General features: G+C 44.2%; 13 protein-coding genes and 1 pseudogene. 6 read left to right on the plus strand and 8 right to left on the minus strand.

Going from position 1 to position 14,938, the window contains the following annotated elements:
• A pseudogene (locus QZY09_RS01100) lies at positions 1 to 186 on the minus strand (glycoside hydrolase family 25 protein); the annotation flags it as partial.
• Positions 187 to 349: 163 nt separating this feature from the next.
• On the opposite strand from QZY09_RS01100, the gene QZY09_RS01105 reads away from it, so the two are divergent.
• Positions 350 to 1,216, plus strand: coding sequence for an aldose 1-epimerase family protein (locus tag QZY09_RS01105; RefSeq protein WP_295667036.1), 867 nt, complete (start codon positions 350 to 352; stop codon positions 1,214 to 1,216).
• A 103-nt stretch (positions 1,217 to 1,319) separates the two neighbouring features.
• A complete protein-coding gene (locus QZY09_RS01110) occupies positions 1,320 to 1,655 on the plus strand; it encodes a hypothetical protein (RefSeq protein ID WP_295667039.1) in 336 nt (111 codons plus the stop codon).
• A gap of 203 nt (positions 1,656 to 1,858) precedes the next feature.
• On the opposite strand, the gene QZY09_RS01115 is transcribed toward QZY09_RS01110, so the two are convergent.
• The 3 genes from QZY09_RS01115 to QZY09_RS01125 form a co-directional block, all read right to left on the minus strand.
• Positions 1,859 to 2,626, minus strand: a complete 768-nt coding sequence (locus tag QZY09_RS01115) for a tetratricopeptide repeat protein (protein ID WP_295667041.1) — start codon at positions 2,624 to 2,626, stop codon at positions 1,859 to 1,861.
• Between the two features lie 79 nt (positions 2,627 to 2,705).
• A complete protein-coding gene (locus tag QZY09_RS01120; protein WP_295667044.1) occupies positions 2,706 to 3,098 on the minus strand; it encodes a hypothetical protein in 393 nt (130 codons plus the stop codon).
• A 78-nt stretch (positions 3,099 to 3,176) separates the two neighbouring features.
• Positions 3,177 to 5,009 carry a beta-galactosidase family protein gene (locus tag QZY09_RS01125; protein ID WP_295667047.1) on the minus strand — a complete coding sequence of 611 codons (1,833 nt, stop codon included), beginning with the start codon at positions 5,007 to 5,009 and terminating at the stop codon, positions 3,177 to 3,179.
• Positions 5,010 to 5,266: 257 nt separating this feature from the next.
• Here QZY09_RS01125 and QZY09_RS01130 point away from each other — a divergent pair, with 257 nt between their 5' ends.
• From QZY09_RS01130 to QZY09_RS01140, 3 genes are all read left to right on the plus strand, one after another.
• Positions 5,267 to 5,884, plus strand: a complete 618-nt coding sequence (locus QZY09_RS01130) for a hypothetical protein (protein ID WP_295667050.1) — start codon at positions 5,267 to 5,269, stop codon at positions 5,882 to 5,884.
• A 179-nt stretch (positions 5,885 to 6,063) separates the two neighbouring features.
• Complete coding sequence (locus tag QZY09_RS01135) at positions 6,064 to 6,360, plus strand: type II toxin-antitoxin system HigB family toxin (RefSeq protein WP_295667053.1); 297 nt, start codon at positions 6,064 to 6,066, stop codon at positions 6,358 to 6,360.
• 16 nt (positions 6,361 to 6,376) lie between these two features.
• Positions 6,377 to 6,751, plus strand: coding sequence for a helix-turn-helix domain-containing protein (locus tag QZY09_RS01140; protein WP_295667055.1), 375 nt, complete (start codon positions 6,377 to 6,379; stop codon positions 6,749 to 6,751).
• Positions 6,752 to 6,773: 22 nt separating this feature from the next.
• On the opposite strand, the gene QZY09_RS01145 is transcribed toward QZY09_RS01140, so the two are convergent.
• Together QZY09_RS01145 and QZY09_RS01150 are read right to left on the minus strand one after the other, a co-directional pair.
• Complete coding sequence (locus QZY09_RS01145) at positions 6,774 to 8,969, minus strand: alpha-galactosidase (RefSeq protein ID WP_295667058.1); 2,196 nt, start codon at positions 8,967 to 8,969, stop codon at positions 6,774 to 6,776.
• A complete protein-coding gene (locus QZY09_RS01150; RefSeq protein WP_295667061.1) occupies positions 8,966 to 9,334 on the minus strand; it encodes a DUF2784 domain-containing protein in 369 nt (122 codons plus the stop codon). Before QZY09_RS01150 ends, QZY09_RS01145 begins: the two co-directional genes overlap by 4 nt.
• A gap of 488 nt (positions 9,335 to 9,822) precedes the next feature.
• On the opposite strand from QZY09_RS01150, the gene QZY09_RS01155 reads away from it, so the two are divergent.
• Positions 9,823 to 11,217, plus strand: coding sequence for a voltage-gated chloride channel family protein (locus tag QZY09_RS01155; RefSeq protein ID WP_295667064.1), 1,395 nt, complete (start codon positions 9,823 to 9,825; stop codon positions 11,215 to 11,217).
• Between the two features lie 278 nt (positions 11,218 to 11,495).
• Here QZY09_RS01155 and QZY09_RS01160 read toward each other — a convergent pair whose 3' ends face one another.
• A complete protein-coding gene (locus QZY09_RS01160) occupies positions 11,496 to 14,369 on the minus strand; it encodes a DNA gyrase/topoisomerase IV subunit A (RefSeq protein ID WP_295667066.1) in 2,874 nt (957 codons plus the stop codon).
• A gap of 152 nt (positions 14,370 to 14,521) precedes the next feature.
• Positions 14,522 to 14,899 carry a GxxExxY protein gene (locus QZY09_RS01165; RefSeq protein ID WP_295667069.1) on the minus strand — a complete coding sequence of 126 codons (378 nt, stop codon included), beginning with the start codon at positions 14,897 to 14,899 and terminating at the stop codon, positions 14,522 to 14,524.
• Positions 14,900 to 14,938 lie beyond the last annotated feature (39 nt).

Here is a 14,938-nt window from a genome sequence, read left to right on the forward strand (position 1 = left end):
GCCAAGGTCTTTAAACCACCGCCACGCAGCCGAGCCGGTTTTAAAAACGTAGCCGTAATAAAGGGGGGATAAAAGCAATAACAAAATAAATAAAGCCGCAACCGCTTTCCATTTTGCCACCCCTGGCTTTTTGCCGGCATTGTTTTTACGTTTGGCTGAAGTAGTTGTTTTTTTCCGGGCGGCCACAAAACAAAAGTACTAAAATGAAATGTGACTTTCGCCGCCAAAAGCTTAAAAGCATACAACCGAAGTGGTTACCGGCATATTAGTTTTAAAGGCAATTTATTGATTCATCCCGATTAAAAACAAATTCATAATTTAGACCGTTTTTTCAAAACAAATATCACCAATGGCCATACTTGAAAATGAATTCCTAAAGGTAACGATCAGCGCGATCGGGGCGGAGCTAACTTCTATCATCAACAAAAAAACACAAAATGAACACTTATGGCAGGCTGATCCGGCGATTTGGGGGCGGCATGCGCCAAATCTCTTCCCGGTAGTTGGCGGTCTCATCAATAATGAATTATTGGTAGACGGGGCTATATTTAAAATGGAGCGCCATGGTTTTGTACGCAACCTGGAATTTATTTTGCTTGAAAGCGACGAGGAACATGCTGTATTCTCACTCCCCAGTTCCGAAAAAACGATCCATTTGTACCCCTACAAATTTGATTTCCAGGTTTTATATACGCTGATAGAAAACGCCCTCCGGATAACTTATAAGCTGATCAGCCATGATAAAAAAGACATCTTTTTTTCGGTTGGAGGCCACCCCGCTTTCAAAGTGCCCTTTAACCCCGGCGAAAACTATGAAGACTATTACCTGGAGTTTGAAACCGAACAAAAATTAACTGCGCACCGGTTATCGCCCGAGGGCTTTTTTACCGGTGAAACTAACCCTGTACCCGCACCCGGAAACAGGATTTATTTAACCAGGGACCTGTTTGAACAAGATGCATTAGTTTTTAAGGACCTTACATCGCGTGAAATCAGTATCAAAAGCGACAAACACAATGAATCAGTTTCTGTAGAATTTCCCTATTTTAATTACCTGGGTATCTGGGCCAAAAAACCGGGCGATTTTGTATGCATTGAACCCTGGCTGGGCTGTGCTGACTCCGTTGGCAAACATGTAGATATCAGCCAGAAAGAAAATATACAGCACTTAAAACCCGGGCATGTTTTTGAAGCGGCTTATTTTATAAGCATATAAACAATCCGCCCGTGATATTAATTTTAGTTTATTAAAACATTTTTACTTTTTTAAACTTATTTTATTATAAGCAACCATAACAATTGAATTTTTAAATTAAACCATGAAAAAGAAAATTTACCTAATCGCAGCAACCTTTGTATTAATGTTAGCTGCTTTCTCAAGCCAGGCGGCAACACTTACCGATAACAATTTGAGCAAAGAGGCTATTGCCGCTATGACGACTGAACAAAAACAGGCCCGTATTCAAGAAATTAATGCCCGTGTTGCTGAAATTAAAGCGATGGACAAATCGCAGCTTTCAAGAGAGGACCGTAAAGAATTACGTACCGAACTTAAGGCCGATAAACGCGAAGCAAGAGCAATGGGCGGCGGTGTATACCTTTCAGTGGGTGCTATCATCATCATCATTTTATTGCTGATCTTAATCCTCGGATAATAGTATTGTCAAAACTTATTCAAAGGCGCTATGAAGCGCCTTTTTTTGTTTATTTGAATATTATATGAATGGCATCTTCGCAGGTACAAAAATGTAAACTAAAGCTGGCGAAAAAATCAAGGAGTTGGCAAATGATTTATGCTGCGATACAAAACCGGAGTTTTAGCTTACACTACCAAACTGAAATTTACCCCGGGAAAAGTTTAAACAGCCTTTTGTGTTGGCGTTATTTTTCGCAATTCTTCTTTTGCTTTGCTCAGCCAAACCCGGTTACTCTTTTTTTCTACCGAACCCAAATGCGGTTCTTCGGCAAGTATATCGGTAAAAATCTGCCGGGCATCATCATCCCGCTCCTGCCGCATTAAAAACAGCCCGTATTCATAACGCTGTTCAAAATAGGAGTAGCGGCCTTTCATCGCTTTAAATTCGGCTTCGGCCTCATCTATTTTCCCTAAGTTTTCCAGCGATTGGGCGTACAGCAGGTGCGCTTTCGACCGGGCGAATTGCGGCAGCTTGTATAATTTCTTCGCCAGGGGAATCACCTCCTCATAGCGCTGCTGCGCATAATAGGCGATGATCAATTGCGCCATTACATGCTCATTCTCGTCAAATGCACCGGTAAGGCTTGATCTGTAAAGGTCGATTGCCTTGTCCGTTTGCCCGGCTGCAAGGTACGCATCCGCCAGTTTTACTTTATTGGCGAAGGTATTGGTGAATTGAAGTTCTTCTTCCAGTTTTTTGATCCGGCCACCGGGGTTTATTGTAGCGCCGATATCAATGGCGGGTTTGTTAATCGCGCGGAAAGAGCTTTTGTTTGACAACACCTCGCTGAACAAATAATATAAACTTCCAATGAGGGGCAAAAAAGCTATCAAAAATATCCACCGGTTCAAAGTCCCCCTGCGGTAACTGTGAATGCCGCAAAATATCTGCAGCCCTATGATGATATAGTAATAGTTTTGGAAATACATTATTCCTTATTTTGCTGTTTATGCCTATCCCAAAAATATAAAAATAACTGAGTTATTTATTGAGGTTGATTTACAATATTCAATTTACTAACAAATCAATTTTCCTGTTTGTGCTATAAGTTCGCCCCTCAATATTAACATAGTTGCCGTTACAAGATATTATGCGATCCTTACCGCCTTTGTAAAATATTTTCAGACTAACCAATGCTTTGAAATAAGCAAGCTCACTTGTGGCTGAATTTAATTCTCTAACTATACCGGCTATTTTATCTGGTGCTGTTATATTTCTTATAGTAGTTTCTTTGCCTATCAAATGGTTAATAACTTGAATCGAATCGATATTATCCGCTGGAACTAAATTTTGCCCATGCCCACAACTATTAATTAATACTAAGCCAAAAAGACAAAATAATGTGGCAATTCCATGGGTCATAAAACCTGAACAATCCCTATTTAGTCTAAAATCTATCATTACTTTTTCCTAAAACGACAATTGCAGATTCTTTCGAACTTCCCGTCCCGATAGCTATCGGGATTACTGACTTTCGGACTACTCTTTCACCACCTCATTTAAAACGGGATGATCTAAGGCATTGATGGTTTTATGACCACCTTTTAACTGATCAAAAACAACCAGCTGATTAAGTCCCTTTTTAAGCCATGATGCCGGGATATACAAAGTTTGCTGCGGGCCGATGTTCCAGTATTTGCCCAGGTTATGCCCGTTTAAAAACACAAAGCCTTTGCCGAAGCCATGCAGATCCAAAAAGGTATCGCCGGTTTTTGTAAGGGTGAACGAGCCTTTGTATAAGGCTGGCTGCAATTCATTAGTATCCTTATTGGCAGCGTATTTAAACCCGGCTGTTGTGCCGAAGGGGAATTTATACATCTTCCAGCCGGTTAATTCGTCATTATTTAAAGTTACTTTTTCGGTAATACCCTGGCGATTATCGGTTAAATACGGGCCATAGTTGATACGGCCATTGTTCTCCACCAGAATATCCAAAATCGTATTGGGTTCGGTGCTGGCGATCTGCACGGAATCCTGCCTCAACCGTCTGTCTAAAACACTTACCCGTTTACCGTTAAGGTAGATGGTAGCATAATCGCGCAACTGCTTAATTTTCAGCAGACCATTGACTGCATTTTTTAAAGTAGTACGATACAATACAAACCCGTATCCCTGGTTTAAATCTTCGAAACATAAAGGGTGTTCAGCAATTACAGGTTTGCCAAGGTTATTAAATAAGGCCGATCGATCGTTCAATCCAATATTACTAATAGCGATAGTCTTGATTTTTTTAGGAACCGGCGGCAATTTCACACCCGAAGGTAAATGTTTTTCAATCACCGACCTGAACTTATAAAACTTAGCCGTAGCGTTTCCGGCTTCATCAACCGGGGCATCATAGTCGTAGCTGGAAGTTTGGGGCGAATAAGGATCCGTCCTGCTCATATTGGCGCCGTTCATAAAACCCCTGGTAGTACCGCCGTGGAACATATACAAGTTAATAGAGATTCCTGCCGATAAAACCGTATCCAGCTTCCCGGCATCTTCATTGGCATTGCTGCCGTTATGCGCACTGCCCCAGCTGTCAAACCAACCCGGGTACCATTCGGCAATATAATATGGGCCTTTGCCATTATGGTATTTGTTAATGAGTGTTTTAACAGCCTTAGGGTTATCCTCGCCGTTAACGGCGGGTAAGTAACCGGGCAAATAGCCCCTCGGCATTTGTGAAGGGCCGTCGCAGGTAAACAGCAGGCCGGTAAAGCCGCCTTCCTTGAAGATTTTGCGGTTGATGTCCAAATAATCCTTATCGTCACTGTACGAACCGTATTCATTTTCTATCTGCACCATTAAAATATTACCGCCATTGGTTACCAGCAAGGGCGAAAGTTGTTTGCCCAACTGCATAATATAATCATGGTAATACTTTAAAAACTTAGGATCCTTACTGCGCACTTTTAACGTTTTATCTTTCAGCAACCACCAGGGATAGCCGCCAAATTCCCATTCGGCACAGGCATAAGGGCTTGGGCGCAATACTACCCACAGGCCTTCTTCTTTGGCAATGCGTACAAACTCGGCGATATCGTTATTGCCGGTAAAATCAAACTTACCTTCCTCGGGCTCCTCGGCATTCCAGAAAACATAGGTACCAATGGTATTCAAACCCATTGCTTTGGCCATTTTCATGCGGGCGCGCCAGTAAGCACGCGGGATCCGGGTGCAATGCATTTCGCCTGAAATGAGCTGCAAGGGCTTCCCATCCAGCAAAAAGGTAGAATCGCCCAAAGCAAAAGTATGTTTGGCTTTTTGCGCGGAACAGATGTTGATCAGCAATGTTATAGCGAAGAAAGAGCAGAATAGTTTTTTCATGAGCATCAGTTCGTATTAATTAAAGGGCATTGCCTTTATAAACGCTTTAAATATAGGCATACCGGCGCTTATCCTCCCAAAACAAACGCAAAATTTTCTTAAAAAGACAATTGCATTAGCCATTATATTTTTTGTAGCTTTATACTTAAAACAAGTTAAAAGGCTTATAATCAGAAAACAAACCTATAATACCCGGGAAGCCGAAAACGGAACAAAGAGTAGGCAGCGTCTTTAACCTTTCTTTAAAATCACAACGTATGAACTATTTAATCTTTTGGGCAACATTTATTGTCCTGTTTGCTTTAGTTTTTATTTTCGACCGTTATTATTTTATGCTGCGCGATAATGGCACCGCTTTGCCCCGCCCTTACAGTTTTTCGCGGGTACAATTAGCCTGGTGGACGGTCATCGTACTTACGTCCTTCATCAGCATCATTATTATTTCAAAAGGAACTGCGCCCACATTCGATGCGTCCACACTTTACCTGCTTGGTATTAGCTCTGCCACTACGATTGGCGCGACTTTAATTGATGTAAGCGATCAAACCAATCCTAATATAACAGGGCTTGCACAAAATATGCCGGGCGATAATTTCTTCCTGGATATTTTATCGGATAAAAACGGGGTGAATGTTCACCGTTTTCAAACGGTAGTGTTCAACCTTGTTTTTGGCCTTTGGTTTATCATCAATGTACTGATCAACCTAAGCGGCCATTTTAACCCTGATCATGTTATCCCCGTTATTTCTGCCAATAACCTGATTTTGCTGGGCGTTAGTTCGGGTGTATACGCAACGTTAAAAGCGACTGAAAACAAGCAGACTACGGCGGCAACAACGCCAACTACACCTGTGCAAACACCTATAAGGGGCTAAGCTATTCATAGATAAAAGGGGTTAATGCAGAACTAAGAATTTAAACCCGATTACTTTATGAACCCTGATTACACTATACCTGTTAAACGGTATACCTGTTTTATGCAATATCATTTTTTTAGAAAATCTAAATTGTTTTTAACAAATCTAAATTTTATATTTGTCAAACTTTACTCCCTATGATTGTGATCAGTTATGGCACGCTTCGTTCTTATTTTGAGGCTCACGCGGATGCAGAAGATGCGTTAAATAACTTGTACCGATTAGTTCTGATGGCCGATTGGTCAAATTACTATGATGTAAAGAAAATGTTTAACACAGTTGATGCAGTGGGGAATGATAGATATGTTTTTAATATAAGAGGAAATACATTCAGGCTGGTTGCAATGATATTTTTTGATGTCAGAACGGTTTATGTACGTTTTATTGGCACCCATGCGGCATATGATAAATTAAAAGATTGTTCACAGGTTTAAGGAGCCAGTTATTATTATGGAACATAATAAAGTGATTAATGATGATAGCGATTACACTACAGTAATGGCTAAAATTGATGGCCTGATGGCAAAAGGAAGCAATAATGTTTCGAAAGAAGAGCTGGAAGAAATAAGGCAACTGGCACTTGCTGCACAGCAATACGAACAGCAAAAATATATAGTTGAAGCGCCTAAAACGCTTACCGGGATGATTGAGATGAAGATGTACGAAATGCGCTTAAAACAAAAAAGCCTTGCAAAAAAGCTAAAAATCAGTGATGCAAAGCTCTCGATGATTTTGAACGGCAAACAAAAGCCCGATGTAGATTTCCTAAAAGCAGTGTACACCGAATTAAAAGTAGATGCTGATTTTATTCTGCAGCACGTGTAAAACCTTGAAATTTACTTCACGCCTATTCTATCGTTAACCAGGTATACCCATTGGCCGGGATAGTGCATTCTATATCAACACTATAATCCCTGTTCAACCGGTATCCTTTTGCCGGGCCTTCCATTTGGCGGATGCTTGCGCTCAGCTTTAAACCTGTATAATAAAGTGGTAATTGAATATGCCTGCTGATGACCTTATTGGTCGGATTATACAGCATCACCAATCCCTTTATTTTAAGTTGAGGATTGACGTGCAATATGCCGTCCCAATCACGTCCGTCGGCACGGCGGAGGTGGATGATTTCTGCATTCAGGATCTCCCGGTACTTTTTGTACCAGTTGATCACCCCTATTACCGTTTGTTTGGTTTGTTCCGTATCGTAAAGCCTTGGGCCGCGGTAACAGGCCTGCACGCCCGATCCGTAGTATTCCATCATCAGGGACTTATAATCATCCAGGTGTTCGCTTAATGGCTCCAGTACCGCTTCGGGACCTCCGCCCTGGTAACGGGTAAGTGGCACAAAGCCCCAACCCATCGAGGGTGTTTTTTCCCAGGTGCCATCGTAAATATTCTGCCGGTTCAGGATCTTCTGATCCTCCCGCGGCAGCGAAAAGTTCACCTCGCGGTAGCCGATCGCTATTTTATTGGTGCCATCTAAAAAATACCAATCTGGTGCATTGATATAAACGCCCCGCAGATTCAGCCAGTGGTAAAGCTCCTTTTGGATCTCCATTTGCTGCCATTGCGAATCATCCAGCCCTTTATGACCGGGATGCGTGGTAGAAGCGCACAGATCGCCGGGATACGGGCCGTCATTCTCCCAAATATCAAAATCAGTTCCGGTAAAAAACTTTTTGATCTTATCCCTGAAAGCTAGCCCCCATTTGCTGCCGAAACATGGCGCATTGCCAAACAGCGCACCCCCAGGTTTACCGGTTTTTGGATCGATCACATCATCGGCATCACTAATCCTCCTCGAACTAAACAAATCATACCCCCCTATTCGGATGCGCTTGCTATGGGCATAGTCAGCCAGTTGCTTCCATCTTTTTAAATTCGCCGCGCTGGTATCCTCCATGTTTAAATGGCTGCCAAAACTCAGTATAACCGCCTCGTAGCCGGTTGCCGCGCACTGGTCAACCGCCCTGCGCACATCCTCATCATTTTTGCTTACCAAATGCATAAAAATGGGATTGGCGGTCGTCCAGGGAGCAATAACACGATACATTTTCCGGACCATAAGCCCACGCCTTTCCTTGTCGTAACTATCCATCAGCAATTCATTGGTGCGGACTGAGTTAAATGTCCCGCCCGGTTGTAATTCTATACCAGGGCCCTGCTCGGGGTAGATCTCCAGCAGGCAGGGTGTTTGCAGATCGTAATTTACCTGCGAGGTATAGGCAGTGTCCACCTTCCAGTGGGTAACCTGGTCGCTTAGGGCATAGCGCATGGCATTGTTAAAGGCATAATTGGTTTCAAAGTAAATGCCCTGGTTCTTTTTCATGTCTTCGGGCTTACCCACTACTGCGCTTTCCTCTTCCACCATCCCCAAGATCTCGTTCACTACGCGGTTGATCTTAAAAACCCTGCCGCCTTTGATTTCGATGCTCAGCGATTTTTCAATCAGCGGGATCCCGTCATACAACTCATAATTCACCTTTACTTCCAGCCCGGCAAGTTCGGGCGCATTGGCTTTGTACCTGAACGAGATCATTTTGCCCGATGCTTTTGGCACGTCCGGGATCCAGAACCTGGTTTTCCAGTTAAGGTATGGTTGGATGGATGTAACGGCATAATCAAGCAACTGAAAATCATTGGCCCCGGCGGTCAGTTTATCTAATCCCGAAGGCAGGATATAGGCGTTTTCCTTTTGCCCGTACAGCCCGCCGATGTTGTAATCCTTCCCGTTAATGGTTAATCGGGCTTCTGCCTTAACTGAGCGCAGTAGTTGCCTGCCATTGCTCAAATTCTCATAATCAATACAAGCCACATTGGGCCTTATCCTGAAAACCCGTTTCAGCAGGCCATTATACAGGATGATCTCGCGACCGTTGTTGTTGGTAAACACCTGCGCCTTTACCGCCGGTTTGCTGATAAGCCAGTCGCCCGTATTTGTTTTTTGGGTCGAATTGTTCCATAAGGGCAAGTGCTGTCCTATCACCCTGAAATGCGCCTGCAACAATAAACCGGTGATCAATACAATTTTTAAGCTTCTCATTTTTTATTTTTCCTGAAGAAATTTACATAAACAGAAATACCCGCAGCCACAAAAAAGCTTGCTGCCGTAACATTACTGATCAGCGTTTCATCTATTTGCCTGCCGCTGATCTTATCGGCATAATAAGTGATAAATGAAGCCGGCAAATTATGCTCGCCCAGCTGTTCTTTAATGTGCCATTGCCAGTCGGTAACGGGGCAATAGCCTATGCCATACCAAATACCCAGGATAAACCAGCAGGCGGCAGTAATGCCAATACAAATAAGGTGCGCCCTGCGCAACGGCTTCCACACCCAGCCAAACAGGTTAAACCCGATGATGAGGCAATGCACAATGGTTAAGAGCACATCAAGTAAGCGGTCCATAGTTCATTTTTGGCATCACAAATTAGTGATTTAATAGTTAATATTGGATTGCTGTAACGCTATTTTGTTGTATTGCGTGATAGAACGATACAGCGCGATACAGTAATACATCAAAATAAATAATAAGAGTGTCATGCTGAACTTGTTTCAGCACCCCATGGATAGGTAGCCAGTTGATAGGTTGCCTCATGACAGGTCGCACGCCAATACATGTTGGTGCACCTATCAGCGGCCTGGCATGTGAGATCCCGACTTACGTCGGGATGACGGGAGGTGAGTATGACGGGTGGGGTTGTTTCTTGTATCGCCCTGTATCGCTGTATCACACCACACAACAATACAGCGATACAACGATCACACAATCCAACAATAAAACAATCAACACCAAATATTGCTGCTGATTTTATTATTTTGCAGGTGAAAAATTCATATCATACAAAATCATTCAAAAATACACCGGCCGGGTACCCCAGCTTTCTGCATCAAACATGACTGAAAACAATCCCATCCCCCTAAAAGAACACTTTGCTATATTTAAACACCTTATCCGGTGGACCGTCCTTGTAGTGCCCATTGCCATTGCAATTGGCAGCGTGGTGGCGTTTTTCCTGTGGTTGTTAAGCGAGGCTATCCATTTCAGGTTCAGTCATCCCTGGCTGCTCTATTTGCTGCCGGTGGCGGGGGTGCTCATCCATTTTATTTACCAGTCGGTAGGCAAATCGTCCGAAAAAGGCAATAACCTCATTACCGAACAGATCCACGAGGAAGGCGGCGGCGTGCCCAAACAAATGGCGCCCATTATTTTAGGCACTACCATTATTACCCACCTGTTTGGCGGCTCTGCCGGTCGCGAGGGGACTGCGGTACAAATTGGGGGCAGTATAGCGGCCATGTTTGGCGGCTGGTTTAAGCTGAAGGGGAAGGATATGCGCATGGTGCTTATAGCAGGCATTGCGGCGGGCTTCGGGGCGGTATTTGGTACGCCATTAACCGGGGCGGTGTTTGCCATGGAGGTTTTAACCATCGGCAGGATCCAGTATGATGCCCTTTTGCCAGCATTAATAGCCGCAGTAGTGGCCGATATTACGGTTGGCGCCTGGCACGTTACGCATGTACAATACCATATTGCTGCTTTTACGCATGCTACCAATGCGCTAAATAATTACCTGCATTTTGATCTGCTGTTGCTGGGCAAAGTAATTGTGGCTTCTGCTGCTTTTGGTTTGGCCAGTTTCTTGTTTGCAGGCATGGTAAACGAAATTAAAAACGTATGCCTTAAGCTTTTTAAATATAAATGGATGATCCCGGTTGTGGGCGGCCTGGTGATCATCGGCCTAACATTACTTATCGACAAACCCGATTATTTAAGTTTAGGGGTTGATGCAGAACATCCCGGCGCGGTAACTATACCCTCAGCATTTAATGCCCACGGTGCCGATACCTGGAGCTGGCTCTGGAAAACCGTCTATACCACCGTTACCCTGGGCACCGGTTTTAAAGGCGGCGAGGTGACCCCGCTGTTTTACATAGGCGCTACCTTAGGCAATACGCTTGCCGGTTTATTGAATGCCCCGGTGGGTTTGTTTGCTGCTTTGGGTTTTATAGCGATATTTGCCGGGGCCACCAATACACCCCTGGCCTGCACCTTTATGGGGGTTGAACTGTTTGGCGGCGAATATGTTTTGTTATTTGCAGTCGCCTGTTTTACGGCTTACTTTTTTAGCGGACATTCGGGCATTTACAGTTCGCAGCGCATCGCCGTACCCAAAATATTTGATGAGGGTTATGCGGATGAGGCCTCGCTTGCGGATGCGCTTAAACGAAGGGGCTACATGCACCAGAAATTACGGAAATACCGCCTGCAATTGAAGAAAAAGAAATAAGGGTTGAATGAGATGGCGAATAACGCCCTCTGTTCAACCCTTAATTTAATATGAATTCAAGATAAGAAAAATCTTTGCTCCGCCTCGTGGCGGACTACCGCTTTGTAGAAACCAAATACAAGGATAATTTGCCACGTCAGTGGCTACCCTTCGCGAATTGGGTAGCCGCTGACGCGGCAAAAATAACGTTTGAATAACGTGCTACAAAGCGGTAGCCCCTATGGGGCATACGACATGATATCCAATTCTTAAATCAAACCAGCGTTGATTTATCTATCTCAAAACAACCCCAACTGGCCCTTATCGTCTATCTCGATATCATCCGGATTGGTGATCTCAAAATCTACTTTTTTATGCGGAGCCGGCGCTGCTTCTTCTTTGGCTGGCTCTCCCGGTTCTTCTTTAACAGGTTCCTCCGCTTTGGTAGGTGGTTCCACTGGCTTTTCAGCCACCGGTTTTACGGGTTCAGCTTTGGGTTTCGGCGCTTTTACTTCCGGTGCAGCAGGCTTTTCTACAGCGACTTCTTCGGTTTCTATAGCACCGGCTTCATCAATGGTAACCTCATCTGTTTCTAAGGCTTCGGTCTCGTCTCCTTCCGCATCATCAACTTTAGCTTCCGGTGCTTCTTCTTCCTCAACGGTGGCTAACAACTCCACCTTTTTCACCAATTGCTGGGTAAGGCGGTTGCCCATGGCTTTCATGCCTTTAACATCAATCAGCGTGCCCAGTTCAACTTCAACGGTTTCGGGGGCCTGTTCTTTACCCCGCAGCTGGTCAACTTTAACAACCGGGCTTTTTGCGCCGGAGATAATGATGAGTTTTGAGCCGTTTTCATCACTGATGATGCTGGTTTGTTTGCCAATTGCCGTATTTTCAAACACGAAGCGTTTTACCAGGTAGTTTTTCGATTTCCCCTCAAAATGCACCACTGAATAAACTTTCTCCGGGTTGTATTTTTCGATCAGGATCATTTTATCATCAAAATGATTGTTCAGGTCGAAACTGGTCAATTCGTAAATGCCGGTGCTTAAAACAGTGAGGATCTTATCGTCGCCGTCAAATTCGCCCAGGTATTTGCCCCTGCCATCTGCATTCAGTCGTTTTAAAATATCATCATACCAGATCTTCCGCCCTGCAAGGGTGGAAACGCCTTTGGTTTTCAGCAGGATCTTTTTAACTGGATATTTGGTAACGATATTGCCCATTGAGGCACGCCCCTTGATGGCGATGGCGGCAAAATCCTCGTCAAACTGCAGCTTTTTAAGCTTGCTGTGCGGTTTTAGCTGAATGTTTACAATCTCCGCCTCGCCGTTCGGATTGGCTGTAAAATAAAGGACACGCGAGGCTTTGGTACCTTTGGTCAGATCGTATTCCTTATCGCGGGTTACGCCCACTACCGAGAAACGCTTGATATAACTTACGCCGCTTTGCCCGTCTTTGTAGACCATGTTATAAACGGTGCGTTCATCGTTCTTTTTAAATACGGCAACGTGGATGATCTCCTTACCCACAAAAACTTTGTCCTGCACCTTGGTGATCATACATTTCCCATCTTCCCTGAACACAATGATCTCGTCAATATCCGAGCAATCGCACACAAAAGAAACCAGGTCGTCCTTCTTTAAGCCTGAGCCGATAAAGCCATCCACCTTGTTGACATACAATTTTACATTAGCAAGTGCCACCTGTGCGGCCTCCACTTTATCAAAGGTGCGCAGTTCGGTTTTACGTTCGCGGCCCTTGCCGTATTTTTCCTTAAGTTTCAGGAACCAGGCAATCGTATAGTCGGTTAAGTGTTTAAGGTGATGTTTTACTTCTTTTATTTCGCCTTCAAGGTTTTTGATCTGTTCATCTGTTTTCTTTACGTCGAAACGGGTGATGCTGCTCATCGGTTTATCTATCAGCTTTTTATAATCTTCCTGTTCAATCGTACGGTAAAACTGCGGAAAGAACGGCGTAAACAATCGGTTCAGCACCTCAACTACTACCTCAAAATTGGTTGAAGTTTCGTAGTCCGGGTGCTTATACATCCCTTCCTGGATAAAGATCTTGAGCAGGGAGCTGAAGAATATTTTCTCCATCAGTTCCTTCAGCCTGATCTCCAGTTCCATTTTCAGCAGGCGGCGGGTGTTATGCGTGCTTTCGCTCAGCATATCATTCACACTCATAAAGCGCGGCTTATCGTGCTGGATCACGCAGGTATTTGGTGATATAGAAACCTCGCAATCGGTAAAGGCATACAGGGCATCAATGGTCACATCCGGCGAAATGCCCGGCGCCAGGTGCACCATGATTTCCACTAAATTGGCCGTGTTATCCTCTATCTTTTTGATCTTGATCTTACCTTTTTCATTAGCCGCCACAATGCTTTCCATTAGTCCGCCTGTGGTGGTGCTGAAAGGGATCTCCGTAATAGCCAAAGTCTTTTTATCCCGCTCAACTATCTTCGCCCTGATACGCACCCTGCCACCGCGCTGCCCGTCGTTATAAGCGGAAGCATCTGCCATACCCCCTGTGGGGAAGTCGGGCATTAAGTTAGGCGTAATGCCTTTTAATACGTCGATAGAAGCATCAATCAGTTCAATAAAATTGTGGGGCAGGATCTTGGTGGCTAAACCTACGGCAATACCTTCGGCGCCCTGTGCAAGCAACAGGGGGAACTTAACGGGAAGGGTGATTGGCTCGCGGTTACGGCCATCATAGCTGGCCTGCCAATCGGTAGTATCCGGGTTAAAAACAACATCCAGCGCGAATTTGGATAGCCGTGCCTCGATATAACGGGGCGCAGCAGCTGAGTCGCCGGTTACCGGGTCGCCCCAGTTACCCTGGCAGTCTATCAGCAGGTTCTTCTGGCCAATCTGTACCATGGCGTCACCGATGGAAGCATCACCATGCGGGTGATACTTCATGGTGTTACCGATAACGTTGGCAGCTTTGTTAAATCGCCCGTCGTCCATCTCTTTCAGCGAGTGCAGGATGCGGCGCTGCACGGGCTTTAAACCATCATTGATGTGCGGAACGGCGCGGTCGAGGATGACATAAGAGGCATAATCCAGGAACCAGTTTTCGTACAGGCCGTCGAGTGAGGTTATGTTATGTAGTTTATCGTCTTGGTCAGCAGGCAATTGATTTTCGCTCAGATCGTCACTCATTCTAAATAAAAAAATTAGGAATGGGTAAAGATAAAGGTTATAGTGGAGATGTGCTGATTTTAGATGAGAGGATTTTTAAACACATCGACAAATATCAACATCTGTCGATATAAAGATTATACCGCAGAGATGCAGAGAAGGCGCAGAGTACGCTAAGATTTAATGATGCGGCGAATTCCATCCTTTACTTTTAACACATTGAAATTGATTAACAAGGCCAGTTTGCAGCCGGAAACGTTCAGGTAAGTTAAAACTTGAGCCAGATGAATATCAGTTAACCCGTTAACTGCTTTTATTTCCACTATCAATTTATTCTCAACCATTAAATCCAATCTATATCCGCAATCCAATTTTATCTCTTCGTAAATCAGCGGTAATGGTTTTTCTTTTTCAACGTATAAACCTTTTTTAATTAACTCATAATAAAGACATTCCTTGTACGCGGATTCCAACAATCCGGGCCCAAGGGCTCTGTGAATAATTATCGCTGATCCAATAACTTCAGTTGCCAAGTCGTTTTCTATTTGCATGCTATTTCTCTGTTAACTCTGTGCATCCTTTGTGGCCTC

It is taken from the genome of uncultured Mucilaginibacter sp. (assembly GCF_903913935.1).
GTDB lineage: Bacteria > Bacteroidota > Bacteroidia > Sphingobacteriales > Sphingobacteriaceae > Mucilaginibacter.

Excerpts from the sequence above, each read along its gene's own strand:
- QZY09_RS01130 (WP_295667050.1), top strand. The coding sequence starts at position 5,267 with ATGAACTATTTAATCTTTTGGGCAACATTTATTGTCCTGTTTGCTTTA.
- QZY09_RS01115 (WP_295667041.1), bottom strand. The coding sequence starts at position 2,626 with ATGTATTTCCAAAACTATTACTATATCATCATAGGGCTGCAGATATTT.
- QZY09_RS01165 (WP_295667069.1), bottom strand. The coding sequence starts at position 14,899 with ATGCAAATAGAAAACGACTTGGCAACTGAAGTTATTGGATCAGCGATA.
- QZY09_RS01160 (WP_295667066.1), bottom strand. The coding sequence starts at position 14,369 with ATGAGTGACGATCTGAGCGAAAATCAATTGCCTGCTGACCAAGACGAT.
- QZY09_RS01120 (WP_295667044.1), bottom strand. The coding sequence starts at position 3,098 with ATGATAGATTTTAGACTAAATAGGGATTGTTCAGGTTTTATGACCCAT.
- QZY09_RS01105 (WP_295667036.1), top strand. The coding sequence starts at position 350 with ATGGCCATACTTGAAAATGAATTCCTAAAGGTAACGATCAGCGCGATC.
- QZY09_RS01150 (WP_295667061.1), bottom strand. The coding sequence starts at position 9,334 with ATGGACCGCTTACTTGATGTGCTCTTAACCATTGTGCATTGCCTCATC.
- QZY09_RS01140 (WP_295667055.1), top strand. The coding sequence starts at position 6,377 with ATGGAACATAATAAAGTGATTAATGATGATAGCGATTACACTACAGTA.
- QZY09_RS01125 (WP_295667047.1), bottom strand. The coding sequence starts at position 5,009 with ATGAAAAAACTATTCTGCTCTTTCTTCGCTATAACATTGCTGATCAAC.
- QZY09_RS01110 (WP_295667039.1), top strand. The coding sequence starts at position 1,320 with ATGAAAAAGAAAATTTACCTAATCGCAGCAACCTTTGTATTAATGTTA.
- QZY09_RS01155 (WP_295667064.1), top strand. The coding sequence starts at position 9,823 with ATGACTGAAAACAATCCCATCCCCCTAAAAGAACACTTTGCTATATTT.
- QZY09_RS01145 (WP_295667058.1), bottom strand. The coding sequence starts at position 8,969 with ATGAGAAGCTTAAAAATTGTATTGATCACCGGTTTATTGTTGCAGGCG.
- QZY09_RS01135 (WP_295667053.1), top strand. The coding sequence starts at position 6,064 with ATGATTGTGATCAGTTATGGCACGCTTCGTTCTTATTTTGAGGCTCAC.